Here is a 12862-nt window from a genome sequence, read left to right on the forward strand (position 1 = left end):
TCGATCGGCGGTCCCGACAATCGGGATTGGCGATCGGGGGAGGCTTCTGCGAGGATGGAATCGCTCGCCACACACGGCCGCTGACTGCCAAGAGGGCTTCCCATGTCCGCTGTCCGCCTGATCCTCGCCTTGCACAACCACCAGCCCGTGGGCAATTTCGACGGCGTCTTCGAGGGAGCCTACCGCGATAGCTACCTGCCGTTCCTGGACGTTCTGGAAGGCTACCCCGAAATCCCGTTCGCGTTGCATACCTCGGGGCCGCTCCTGGAGTGGCTGGCCGAGCGCAAGCCCGAGTACATCGCCCGGGTTCGCGCGTTGGTGGAAACCGGTCGGGTCGAGATCCTCGGCGGCGGCTTCTACGAACCGATCATGACCATGATCCCCCACCGCGACCGGGTGGGGCAGATCCGCGCCTATTCGAGCTACCTGAACGACCTCCTCGGCGCCACCATTCGCGGCATCTGGATGCCGGAGCGCGTCTGGGAACAGCACCTCGTCCTCGCCCTGGCCGAGGCGGGCATCGAGTACACGATTCTCGACGACTTCCACTTCCAGCGCGCCGGGCTGAGCGAGTCAGAACTCTTCGGCTATTACCTCACGGAAGACGAAGGCCGGCTCCTCAAGGTCTTTCCAGGCGCGGAGCGGCTCCGCTACACGATCCCGTTCCAGGAGCCGCACGCCACCTACGAATTCCTCCGGCATCTGGCCGACCATCACCCCGGCTCGACCGTCGTCTTCGCCGATGACGGCGAAAAGTTCGGCTCCTGGCCTGACACCCATGACCACGTCTACACCCGCGGCTGGCTCCGCCGGTTCTGCGACATGATCGCCGGCAACCGCGATTGGATCGAGCCGACAACCCTGGCGCGGGCCGTCGACGAGACGCTCCCCTTGGGCAAAATCTACTTGCCCGACAGCTCCTACCGCGAGATGACCGAGTGGGCCCTGCCCGCGTCCCGGTTGACCGCCTACCAGGAGTCGATCCGCCAGACCGCGAACGATCCGGGCACCGAACGGCTCAAGCCGTTCCTCCGCGCGGGGGGTAACTGGCGAAACTTCAAAGCGCGTTATTCCGAGAGCGACGAGATGTACGCCCGGATGCTCGAGCTGTCGCGCCGGCTCGCCCTCGCCGAGGCGAACCCGGCCGTCGATCCCGACTATCTCGACGTGGCGCGGCAAGAGCTCTACCGAGGCCAGTGCAACTGCCCGTACTGGCACGGCGCGTTCGGCGGGCTCTACCTCCCCCACCTCCGGAACGCGATCTATCGTAGCCTGATCGCGTCTCACAACGCCTTGGATGACGCCGAGGGCAAGGCAGGCCCGCGCGTTTCGCTCGATGTGGCCGACTTCAACCTCGACGCTCGGCAGGAGGTTCGCCTCGAGAACGACCGGCTCGTCGCCTACGTCCGCCCCGCGACGGGGGGACACATCTACGAGCTCGACGACCGGCGCGTGCTGACCAACTTGCTGGCCACGCTCGACCGCCGCCCCGAGGCCTACCACGGGGTGATTGCCGCCGCCGCGCAGTCCGGCACCGGCCATTACGACGGGCCGGCGATCATCAGTGACCGGCTCGTGATGAAGCAGGAGGGACTCGACCGGCTCTTGGTCTACGACCGGCATCCTCGCAAGGGCCTCGTCGATCATTTCTACGCGAAGGACGTCACGCTCCAGGAACTGGTGGAATGCCAGGACGTCGAGCAAGGGGACTTCCTCGTGGGTGCTTACCACTCCCGCGTCCAACGGACCGCCGATCGTGTCGCCCTGATCATGGACCGTCCCGGCTGGGCGGAGGGGCACCGGATCCAGATCCGCAAGACGATCGAGCTGAGCGCAGACTCCTCGAGCCTTGAGGTTCACTACGTCCTGGAGGAGCTTCCGCTCGACACCACACTCCACTTCGCCGTCGAGATGAACTTCGCGGCGATGGCCGGCCGCGCCGGTGACCGCTACTTCCGCGACGGGGCGGGCGGCCGGCTCGGGATGCTCGACACGCGGCTCGACCTGGCCCGAACCGACGCGCTGGAGTTGGTGGACGAATGGCTCGACCTCTCGGTTCAGCTCCAGTGGTCGAACCCGGCAGGCCTCTGGTGCTTCCCGATCGAGACGGTCAGCCAGAGTGAGGGGGGTTTCGAAGGGGTCTACCAGAGTTCGGCGGTGATCCCTCACTGGTTCGTGCGGGGCGACGAGTCGCGACGCTGGGAGGTCCGGATCCGCTGGACGTTCGACGAAGCCCAAGCGAACGGCAAGGCGTCGCTCGTTCCCGAGGTCGTTCGTTCCCGAGTGACCGTGACCCCATGACCATGTCCCTGTCCTTGACGCGACTCGACGAGCCATGATCTGGCCCTTTGGCACCAAGAAACCGGAACCGTCCCGATCGTCGTCACTGGACGCGGCGGCGATCGTTCGGCAATCGCGTCGGCTGCGGTTTCGGGTCCGCCCGGGCGCGGTCTCGATGCTCTCCGGGGCCTATCACGGAGCGCGGCCGGGGATCGGGCTCACGTTCGCCGAGTTGCGAGCGTACGAGCCGGGCGACGATGTCCGTCATCTCGACTGGAACGTCACCGCGCGGCAAGGGCGGCCCTACGTCCGGCGGTTCGTTGAAGAGCGATCGCTGGTTCTCTGGCTCCTCGTCGATGTTTCGGCCAGCCTCCGGTTCGGTCCCGACGGAAAAACCAAGGCCGACCGAGCGTCGCAGGCCGCCGCCCTGCTGGCAACCGCGGCCATCCAGAACGGCGATCGGGTGGGCCTGGCCCTGGTGAGCGACCGCATCGAGGCGGAGCTCCCTCCCGGTGGCGGCACCCGACACCTCGCCCGCGTGGTCCGCGCTCTGGTCGCGACCCCGGCCAGCTCGCGGCGGACCTCCCTCGCGGTCGGCCTCTCGCGGCTCCGTCGGTCAGCGCGGCGGGCGTTCATCGTCGTTCTCAGCGACTTCCTCACCCCGGAGCCGGTCGGCATCTGGCGGCAGGCCTCGCGACGGCACGAAGTAGTCGCGCTGCGGTTGGTCGATCCGCGCGAGGAGACGCTGCCGAGCGCCGGCCTGGTCGCTCTCGAAGACGCCGAGCTCGGCACCCGGCGGATCATCGACACAAGCTCGGCCCGCGTTCGCGCCGCCTACGCCGAGGCCGCCGAAAAGCGCCGGGCCGATCACCGTCGTTGGTGCTCGGCAGCCGGCCTGACCGGCTACGAGATCTCCACCACCGACGACCCCATCGGCCCCTTGATTCAGTTCTTCACGGGCCGGGCAAACCGGCGGGGCGAGTCGTGAACCCCGAAGCCAAGACCGTCTACACCCCCCCTCGCCCCAACCTCGGACCCGATCCCCTGGCCGAATCGCCGCCTTGGTTCGAAATCGCGGTGGTGTTGGCGTTCGCTTTCCTCGTCTCGGCATTCCTTGTCAGGAGACGCCGGCGCCGAAAGCGTGCGACACCGGCCACGAACCCACCCCCCATCGTCCCGGTGGAGGGTGCCGACTCACCGCGGGAGCGAATGATCGCCTGGTCGCGCTCGATCCGCGAATCGATGGCGGAAACCTTCGGCGCCTCCTGGCTGGCCAAGACCACCGAGGAGCTCGCCAACGATCCCAGCTTGATCAATGCGATCGGTCCCGAGCACGCAGCGCAACTTCTCACCTTCCTGGCCGACGCCGATCGGACCAAGTTCGCCGACGCGCTCGAACTTCCCGCCTCGCCCCTGGCTGACTCCGAGCTCCGAGAACTGATCGACATTATCGCAAACTTTACCCCGACAACTAATGTGCCCGCCTCGTAAGACCTGTCAAACAACAAAAAATAACGGCAATTTAAATCGCCGATGGGGATCTTAATTCTACTGCAACTGTTTTTCACCGTTCCCGCAGTGGGACCTTGGAGGCCGTCATCGTCTAAAAATCCCGCCAAAACGAGGCAACTCCGAGACCGAGGAGAACGACTGATGCCAGCAATTGCGGGATGTAACGACGTTCCAAGGTGCGGAGCCACGCCCATCCGGCCGCGGCCGTGCCAATCAATGGAGCGGTCCACAAACAATGCGGACATTGCTGGAACGCCGACCGGTTGAACAACTGCCACATCATGACCAATCCGCCGAAAGCGGGCCAAGCCCAGAACCAATACTTGAGAAAATGACGCGACCGAAGTGTCAGATAGCGATTGTAGACGGCAGCGGAGTGAGTCCGCCCGCCCTCGAGGATTCGCTCGCCGCACGCGGGGCAGCACCGCGTAGCGATCACTCGGTCGGACCGGCACGAGATATCCTGATTGCACGATGGACACGCCGTCTTGAAGCGACCGGCGTATTGGGCCGCGAGGCAACTCGGGAGGAGGAAGATGGCGAACGCGGGGAGGATCAAGGAGATCGGAGTGAGGTCGCGGGCCGTATCACCGAACAAGTTCTCGGCCAACGAGGTCAGAGACTCGCGGAAGTAACCCACACCGACGAGGTAGAGAAACACCGCCCCGATCGCGCAAGCCATCGCGAGCAGGACCGTCCACTTACAGCGTGCTGACATCTCGCGTACTTCTTGCTCGGTGAGCATCGTCGATACCTCCCGCCCAACCCGACCCGGGGGCCTAACTCGAATTCAGCCTCGGCCGCCGCGAGGGAAACTCCCCGGTGGCCTTGTGCCAGCGGCAGATCCGTGACTCCTCGTTACGCCGGGAAGAAACCCGATTCAGTTCAGATTTCTCTGGTCCGAAACCTGAACTGACACCGGGGGATTTCCTATCGCTTCCCCCTCTCGATGATTTCCATCGGCTCGATGGCCGGATGTCCCTCAACGCCTTGAATGGGTCGATGCTGACGAATCCTGTCTTCGTTCGCCTCATGCCATCCGAGCATATCATGATAATCTTCCAATTTCTTGATTTTCGCGTCCAGTTCTGCCTCGCGTTGCCCGGCCCTGCGGCCTTGCATCGCCAAGGTCATGATCAGGGCGACGATGATCACCAGAAGCAGGAGCGTGCTCAGCCGAACCCGTTTCATGGTCTTCGCTCCTCGACGGCCGATATCCTCGGATCGCCCCTGACATTTTGTCCAACACCAACCCTGAGTTATCCGCTCGTACACTACCGCGGGGTTAGCGGGAAATAAGTGGCATTGGACTAAACCGCTTCGCGGTAGAGACTTACTTCCGCCAAGGGCCTTGCCGAAGGGTGGCCTTCGCGCCGTCGTCGATCATGAGCAGTGCCTTGATGTAAGCCGGAGGCATCTCGTCCGACAGAGTCGCGATGCCATCATCCGCCGTGAGGACGTGCGGCCCGGGGTATGATCCGATTCGATGCTCACTCGAAATACTCGGCTTGGATCGATCATTGACCTGAAAGCTCATCCGATCCCAGGCCAGGTCCCGCGGCTCCATCCAGTGGATCGAGGAGTTCTCGGACTCCACGAGCATCAAGGTCGTCTTCGGATCATCGCGGACCTCGGCCAGATGTCTCACCTCGCCATGAGCGGGAAAGAGGGTCCTCGATCCGACCACGGCGACGAAGCTCGTGAATCCTCTCTCCGCGCTCTCCAGATGGCTCGGGCAGAAGAAGTTCGGCGGCCGCATGGCGTGGAGCTTGCGATTGCTCGGGCTATCCCAGGCTTCGTCGAACCGGAACTTCGTCGTGAGCTGGCGATCGTTCCACCCATCCTCTCTCTCCAGATAGGCCATCAAGATCACGCGCCAGCTATACAAAGGCTTGCCGCGGGCATCGGCGACGTAGGCGGGCGGCAGGGAACCGTAGGCCGATTCGTAGTTGAGCAGGGCAAGGCCGAGTTGTTGGAGATTGCCGACGCATTGGGCGGAACGGGCTCCCTCCCTCGCACGGCCGATGGCCCCGATTAGCCAGGTCATGAGGCCCAGCAGGCAAACAGCGACAGACCCGTAGGTCATCACTTGACGACTTGTCAACCGGGGCAGTCGCATGGTGGGATCCCCGAAGAGTGGGTCGGCTCATCGCACCGCATCGACCGGATGCGTCGCGGCTGTTTGTGTGTCTGATCCGTGCGGCTCTTCATTCCGGGATCATGTCCGTTTGGTCTGTAGCAGCTTGCGGCCATCCTGCCGGATCGTCCCGTCCGGGCTGACGTGGCGATAAAGTGTCTGCCGGGTGATCCCCAACTCCGCACACAGCTCACCCACCTTCGTCTCCGGCTTTCCCATCGACGCCACCGCCAGCCGCAGCTTCGCCGCCGTCATCTGGTAAGGGCAGCCGCCGTTCCTGCCACGGGCTCGCGCCGCCGCCATCCCCGCGCGCGTCCGCTCCACGATCAGCTCACGCTCAAACTCCGCCAATGCCGCGAAGAACCCGAAACCAGCTTCCCGCCCGCCATCGTCGTGTCAATCGTCGCACCGTGCCCGGTCGGGTCGTGAACAGCTACCAAGCATGAGATGATCACCGGTTGGTTTGGATATGCAAAAGGCATGGCATCTTCTATGCTCTCTTACGGAGCCGAACGGCGATGACAATAATAGAGCAGGACAAAATAGCCAATATCCCTTGCATCCTAACAAGAGGTCGGCTGCTTTGAACTCTTGGTTTTGTCGATGTCTTACTATTCGCTTGACTTAAGCGTCTTGCCTCGAATTCTTTTTGGAGTAACCTACGATACGCAATGTCACCCTGAAGTCGAGTCTGTCCACTTGTTCCATCTACCCTCACGGCTCCTTCTGTAAGCTCTGGGGGAGAGAACGACGAATACCGTAGGGGCTTGTTAATTGCGGCGTCGGTCACCGTGAAGTGTGTTTGTGACAGCGTTTCTGTAGGACCACTCTTTAATCGTACCTCGGACTTGCCGTGGAATGGGAACCAGTAGCCATCGAGCTGTTTAAAGTCCGAGACTTCCCACAAAAACGCGCCGTTTTTTGTTTTCACCTTGCGAATCGCATAACGCAATCCAGGATCCAGATAGATTTCGATAGGGCCGCCCCGATGCGATGATTCTACAACCACGAGCGGTTGAGGATAATCCGGGCCAGCCTCACGCCGAATCGATGTTGACTCAATGACATGGAGATAAGGTGGCCGCCCTCCGGGAATCAGGAGCCATAGCAAGGCGGTCATATTGTTGGCGTCGTAGTGATTAACGGTACTGGCTTGTTTGCGGAAACGAACAGAGTTGACAAGTATCGATTTTTGATCATATTTAAAATAATCGATTTTGTATTGATATCTGCCGTCTTCGACAAGGTGTAAATCCATTTGATGTTTTTGAGTCCCAAAATCACTAAAAGATTTAAAGCTAAACCGGCCTTTGAGGTCAAACGCGATCTGAAATTCGCATGTTACGGAACCAGTTGTAACCCCACTAGCCTCACTTTTTATGACGTCGATCTCGGTAAATTCAACTGGTTCTCGTGACGACCATTGTGAAGTTAAGACATCTATCAACTGTGACTTAAGATCGTCATCCGCGAAAGCTGTACCGGGTTGGATCACCCCGGACAGCACGACAACGAAACCGACGAAAGGCATCAGAATTTCATGAGAGCGCATATAAGCAAACACCTTGGATCCGGTTAAATAAAAGGCGATTGTGCTTGGAGTTCCGTATACTGTTGGACGGACGATTAATCTTGAACGACTTGTTGCTCATCCGGCGTTCGCTAAATGAACTAAGCCTGAGATTTACAATGTATCGCCCTTCTCACAAGCAAGACATCATGTGTAGAATCAAGAAATTTGCCAACATAACGTTCCAGAAATTCATCGTATTGATGACTGTTCAAGATAAGCTCCCCGGAGTCAAGAGACCAGGGTCCTCATTCCGAGATCCGTACTGGCCCAAGCTAATTAAACGACTTCTCGCTAAGCCGCTAGGGCCGAATCTTTTTCGATTGGTACCCGTCGCGGCGAGCAACCAAAGCGGAGAAGGCTGAGGCTCGTGACTGCTCGATGCGGGGGTAGAAAGTTGGCCGATGCTCCCACCAGGGAGCGACGAGAGAGCGACCGGCTCGTCGTCTGGAATCCCATAGACTCGGCGTCCAGCGTTCTCACAACGGACCTCTCCAATCCATAGGGATCGCAATGGCTGAGCTGGATGCGCCGGATGGTACAAAAGTCGCAACCGAACATAAAGGCCATTCCAGGACGGACCGCACTCCCCTGCCCCCTCGATGACGGTCTGTCCCGGCCTTCGTCCTGACCTCGATCCCTCGCTGTTCGGGGGCGGGCAATGGCGAACGCTTGACAGCAGTGGCGACGCGAGCGAACATGGATGCAAACTCGCTTCGATGTGGCACACACTTGGACATGATTAACAATCGTAAATATACCGCGTCGTGAGGGCGATTTCGAGCCCCATCCGCCATCATGAAAATCCCTAACTACTGCTGATTAATCATTTTCGGCGATAGCCAGAGCGCCGGAGTGGGTAGTTACACCCACCAGATTTCGAACACCTCAGCTTTGACCTGGTCGAGTGGGTCGGTCGAGGACATTGTCGACAATGCTTTTCACGAATGTCTCGTCCAATGGCTGGCGGTCGAACCAGCGTCGATAGTAGAGCGGTCCCACGACCGATGCGACCAGTGTGGAGGGATCGCAGTCGCCTGACAACTCGCCTCGCTCCTGGGCACGCGCGATGATGGTGTATAAGGGCGCCATGAAGCCGGCATGGAGGCGGGTGTGGACCTCCGCCAATTCGGGATCTCGCTCCGCGGCGTCAATCACGGAGGGCAGGATGGTCGCCCAGCGGTCCGAGCGCAACCGGCCCGCGAACTGCGTGACCACGGCCGTCAGGTCCCCCTTCAAAGTTCCGGTGTCGGGGACCTGCGACTTGGCCCCCAAATTCGAGCAGGCCTCGAGCAGCAACGCCGCGCGCGAAGGCCAATGCCGATAGATGGTCGTCTTGGCAACCCCCGAACGCCTGGAGACTTCATCAACACTCACACCGCTGAACCCTGCCTCGGCCAGCAATTGAAGGGTCGCGGCCAACACGGTCTTCCTCGACCGCTGGACCCGACTGTCCCCATCGTCCGCCATCGCTTCACTGGGTTCGTTCTTTGTCATTGACCTGACCACTTTCGACAGCTACGATACCGTAGCGTATCGATTCCAGGGATTGCCGCAGGATGGCGTAACAACCGGGTGAATCACGAGTTTAACCGGGGGAGAATGATGCGTCTGTTCATTATCGGTGCCACGGGTGGAATCGGCCAGCATCTGGTGCGGATCGGCCTCGAGCGTGGTCACGAGTTGACCGCGTACGTCCGGTCGCCTCACAAGATCGCGCCGCACAAGCAACTCAACTTGGTGCGTGGCGATTTGTTCAACGTCGGCGCCATGGCTCGATCCCTGGCCGAACATGATGCCGTGCTCTCTGCGTTTGGACCCACGACGATCCGAACCACCACGCTGCGTCGCGACTTCGGCCGCACCTTGGCCTCGGCCATGGAGGAGTGCGGAGTCCGGCGCGTCCAAATTGTCTCGGCGGCCTTTCTCTTTCGAAAGATTGGGATCCTGGGAGCACTCCTCAAACCCACCCTGTTCCGGTTCATGGCGCCGGACATGGCGGCCATGGAGCGGGAAATCATGAAAGATGAGTTGGCCTGGACGATCGTACGGCCGCCACGTCTGACCAATGGCGCGCTCACTCGCGGCTACCGAATTGCCGACGGCGAACTGCCCGGTCACGTGATCTCGCGCGCAGACGTGGCGGATTTCATGATCCAGGAGGCGGAGACCCCCGCGCATCTTCACCAGATCGTCGGAGTTGCGGATTAATTTGACCTGCGTCACCAAGCCAACCCTCGACATTACCAATCCATGCAACGGAGCGACGGTTCGAGGGTCCGATGTCCACCGCTTGTCTCCTTATCACACTCGTGACCGCCGGCGCCAACGCGTTCTCGGCCACGCTCGACTTCGTCAGCTCTCAGCATGATGAGTTCGGCAAAGCTTTACGTTTCAAGTCGAGTTGACCGGCCGGAGCGGAGGGGCTGGGAGCACCTGGGGGGTCGTTTCCGAAGTGACTGAAGTGTTCGGAAACATGCTCGCGTCGAGTTCGAGCTCTTGATTGCATTTACGACCGAGGCTCGGATAATCAGGCAGGCCGAACTTGTTTGAGGCCCGTCATTGAGTCGCCAAGGGCGGTGGACTTCGGCTTCGAGGGTTCAAGCGGATTCCCGGCTCGGGATTGCGATGGGCCTGGAACGCGGACCTCAGTCTAACGATAACCGTTCACGATCGGAGCTCGCCATGAAACGAAGAGAACTGGGCGTGCGCGGCGTAGAAGTCTCGGCGATCGGTCTCGGCTGCTGGGGGATGTCCGGCTCTTACGGCCCGGCGGACGAAGGCGAGGCCGCGGCGACCTTGCGTCACGCTCTCGACACCGGCGTGAACCTCATCGATACCGCCGACTCCTACGGCGACGATGGCCACAATGAATTGCTGGTTGGACGGGCCCTGGCGGGCCGCCGCAACGATTACATCCTGGCAACCAAGACGGGGTGGGTCAAGCGAGTGGGTCCGGACGGTAAGACAGCCGTCGGTGTCGATGGACGTCCCGACCGCATCCGCTCGGCCTGTGAGGCGAGCCTGGCACGACTGCAAATCGACGTCATCGACCTCTACTACCTCCATCGGGTTGACCCCGACGTCCCAGTCGAGGAGTCGATCGGTGGCATGGCCGAACTGGTCGCCGCCGGTAAGGTTCGGTTCCTCGGCCTCTCGGAGGTCTCCGAGGCCACGCTGCGCCGCGCCCACGCCGTCCACCCGATCACCGCCCTCCAGTCGGAGTATTCCCTCTGGACCCGTGAGCCGGAAACGACAGTGATGCCGGCCTGCGAACAGTTGGGCATCGCCTTCGTGCCCTTCAGCCCCCTCGGACGCGGCTTCTTGACCGGGGCGGTAACGGGCCGAGAACGGATCGCAGCCGACGACTGGCGGGCGAACAACCCTCGGTTCACCGCGGAAAACCTGGCCCGCAACGTCGCCCTCCTCCAGCCTCTGGAGGAGATCGCCAGAGGCCATGGCAAGACCACCGCTCAGGTCGCCCTCGCCTGGGTCCTTTCCCGAGGCGAGCGCGTCATCCCCATTCCGGGCATGAAGCGGCGGACCCACCTCAATGAGAATCGCATCGCCGTGGAGCTGGACCTGAGCCCCGAGGAATTGGCCCGACTGAACACCGCGTTCGCGCCTGGTACGGCGGCGGGTGATCGGTATACACCGGAGGTCGCCCGCTGGGCCGGACGGTAAGGTCGGTCCCTGGAACGCCATAGGCCTGGGCTCGATGCGAGCGACTTCCAGGCCCGTTCAGAGCGGTTGGCTCGATCCTAATGGGCCGTACGCCATTCGGAAACGAACCGCTTCAGAGGCAAATCAATGATCTCAGAAGAGACGAGAAAGAGAAACGAACTCCCTTGTCCGACCTGCGGCGGCCGTTCCTACTCCTGGGGCATTCTCCGCGCCCAGGGGATCAACTTTATTCCCGACGAGGCTTCTCTTTTGCAAAAAGCTTTTCGGTTTGGCAGCAGTCTCCGCGCACGACGTTGTCTCGACTGTGGGAACATTCAAATGTTCGCACGATCGGTTTAGGCGAAGTGAACTGACTTCACTCACGAGCCTGGGCGAATCTCTTCCGGACGGAAACGAACACCGAGCGTATCGGTCCGGTCGATCCCGGTCCGGAGCCGGACGCGCCAGGTCATCGGAGGGGACAGGTGGTCGGAGGCTTCCGGCGCACTGACGAGCAGGGCTTCGACGGCCTCGCCAGGTTGGAGCTCTTTGAACGATTGACCGCGAATCGACCACTCGCTCTCGACCGCCAGAGGATACATCGCGATCGGTCCGCCCTTGGCCGTTTCGATGAAACTATCCGGCCCTCCGCGGTCGCGGTCGCGGATGAACGCTTCGTCAAGCGGTACAAAGATCGCATCCGTGGAGATGTTCTTGAGTTTGAGCTTGAGTTTGAGGACCCCGGATCCACCACGGCGGTGTGCGCGCTCGTTGAAAGCCTGTTCCAGTTCGACCGATCCCGACGCAATCTCCAGGGGTGTGACCTCCAGTGACCCGATTCGGATCAGTTGGCCCAACGTGGCCAGGTGGTCCGCGGCGATGGGCTGCGGCGGGACCCACTTGCGCGACTGGTCGGCACGTCGGCCGGGATCAAGCCGGTTCTCGCTTGCCGGGAAGAGGTCCGGCTCCTCCCCTTCGCGCAGCTTGCGGCCGCTAAAGAGGACCCAGAGCAGGCCGAGCGTCACCGCGCTGGCATAACTGAACAGCAAGAGGGTCGGCCACGACCTCCCACGGTGGGGAAGCTCGCCGTCTTCTTCCTCTTCCTCTTCATCGTCCGGTTCGGAATCGCCGACCTTCGCCTTCGCGAGGAATGGCTCGACGGCCTCGGTCGTCAGTGGGGCCGGGAACTCCAGTGCGGGCTCGGCCGGAGTCGGATCGGTGAGGGACGCGAGCGCCGAGAGCGCATCGAACGATCCGGCAGGGTCGGGTTCCGTCGAGGTCTCCTCGTCCTTCGGCGCATCGAGGTCCGGAGGGAACTCGAGAAGCTCGGGATCGAGGCGGGGGGACTCCGATTCCACGGCCAACGACGCTTCGGATGGCGTCGAGGACGAGGAGGGGGTGGGAGCGCTTGGCGCGGCAGGATCAGCGGGCGACTCCGCCTCAGCGGCGGGACGCTTCTCCGGCTCCGTCGTGAAGGCTCCGAGGAAGGGGTCGGGCGCGGGCTGGGTGATCGATTCGGCCAGCAGCGCGTTGAGCTCATCGCCACTGCTGCTCGAGTAGGGAGGTAGCGCGATCGCGGGGTCATTCCCTCGCTCGATCGCCAGCGAATCTCCCGAGCCGAGCGGCCCGGGGGGGGAGGCGTCAGACCGGGGCGCGCCGAGCGCGGGATCATGGGTCTCACTGCTCATCGCTCGCTCTCC

The 12862-nt window shown here is 61.8% G+C and carries 11 protein-coding genes and 1 pseudogene; 5 read left to right on the plus strand and 7 right to left on the minus strand.

What is annotated here, in order from left to right; all coding sequences use genetic code 11:
* Positions 1-102: 102 nt before the first annotated feature.
* From BUS42_RS13035 to BUS42_RS13045, 3 genes are read left to right on the plus strand one after another with little or no spacing between them, the layout of a single operon-like run.
* Positions 103-2301: an alpha-amylase/4-alpha-glucanotransferase domain-containing protein gene (locus BUS42_RS13035; protein WP_074307285.1), complete on the plus strand. Its 2199-nt coding sequence runs from the start codon at positions 103-105 to the stop codon at positions 2299-2301.
* 34 nt (positions 2302-2335) lie between these two features.
* The gene (locus BUS42_RS13040; protein ID WP_074307286.1) at positions 2336-3268 is read left to right on the plus strand and encodes a DUF58 domain-containing protein; all 933 of its coding nucleotides are present in this window, start codon (positions 2336-2338) and stop codon (positions 3266-3268) included.
* A complete protein-coding gene (locus BUS42_RS13045) occupies positions 3265-3771 on the plus strand; it encodes a hypothetical protein (protein ID WP_074307287.1) in 507 nt (168 codons plus the stop codon). The genes BUS42_RS13040 and BUS42_RS13045 overlap by 4 nt, the downstream gene beginning before the upstream one ends.
* Before the next feature lie 112 nt (positions 3772-3883).
* On the opposite strand, the gene BUS42_RS13050 is transcribed toward BUS42_RS13045, so the two are convergent.
* The 6 genes and pseudogenes from BUS42_RS13050 to BUS42_RS13070 all read right to left on the minus strand — a co-directional run bounded on the left by BUS42_RS13050 (position 3884) and on the right by BUS42_RS13070 (position 8996).
* Entirely contained in the window at positions 3884-4537 is a 654-nt protein-coding gene (locus tag BUS42_RS13050; protein WP_074307288.1) for a hypothetical protein, read from the minus strand.
* A 185-nt stretch (positions 4538-4722) separates the two neighbouring features.
* Positions 4723-4983, minus strand: a complete 261-nt coding sequence (locus BUS42_RS13055) for a hypothetical protein (protein WP_074307289.1) — start codon at positions 4981-4983, stop codon at positions 4723-4725.
* Between the two features lie 142 nt (positions 4984-5125).
* Positions 5126-5911: a DUF1559 family PulG-like putative transporter gene (locus tag BUS42_RS13060; RefSeq protein WP_074307290.1), complete on the minus strand. Its 786-nt coding sequence runs from the start codon at positions 5909-5911 to the stop codon at positions 5126-5128.
* Between the two features lie 99 nt (positions 5912-6010).
* Positions 6011-6348 (minus strand): annotated as a pseudogene (locus BUS42_RS13065) (recombinase family protein); the annotation flags it as partial.
* 71 nt (positions 6349-6419) lie between these two features.
* A complete protein-coding gene (locus tag BUS42_RS42700; RefSeq protein ID WP_143206317.1) occupies positions 6420-7481 on the minus strand; it encodes a hypothetical protein in 1062 nt (353 codons plus the stop codon).
* A 906-nt stretch (positions 7482-8387) separates the two neighbouring features.
* A complete protein-coding gene (locus tag BUS42_RS13070) occupies positions 8388-8996 on the minus strand; it encodes a TetR/AcrR family transcriptional regulator (RefSeq protein WP_216821031.1) in 609 nt (202 codons plus the stop codon).
* Positions 8997-9101: 105 nt separating this feature from the next.
* On the opposite strand from BUS42_RS13070, the gene BUS42_RS13075 reads away from it, so the two are divergent.
* A complete protein-coding gene (locus BUS42_RS13075) occupies positions 9102-9710 on the plus strand; it encodes an NAD(P)-dependent oxidoreductase (protein ID WP_216821032.1) in 609 nt (202 codons plus the stop codon).
* Positions 9711-10184: 474 nt separating this feature from the next.
* Positions 10185-11183: an aldo/keto reductase gene (locus tag BUS42_RS13080; RefSeq protein ID WP_074307291.1), complete on the plus strand. Its 999-nt coding sequence runs from the start codon at positions 10185-10187 to the stop codon at positions 11181-11183.
* A gap of 359 nt (positions 11184-11542) precedes the next feature.
* On the opposite strand, the gene BUS42_RS13085 is transcribed toward BUS42_RS13080, so the two are convergent.
* On the minus strand, positions 11543-12850 hold the full coding sequence (locus BUS42_RS13085; RefSeq protein WP_074307292.1) for a hypothetical protein: 1308 nt from the start codon (positions 12848-12850) through the stop codon (positions 11543-11545).
* Between the last annotated feature and the right edge of the window lie 12 nt (positions 12851-12862).

Source organism: Singulisphaera sp. GP187, from assembly GCF_900129635.1.
Lineage (GTDB): Bacteria > Planctomycetota > Planctomycetia > Isosphaerales > Isosphaeraceae > Singulisphaera.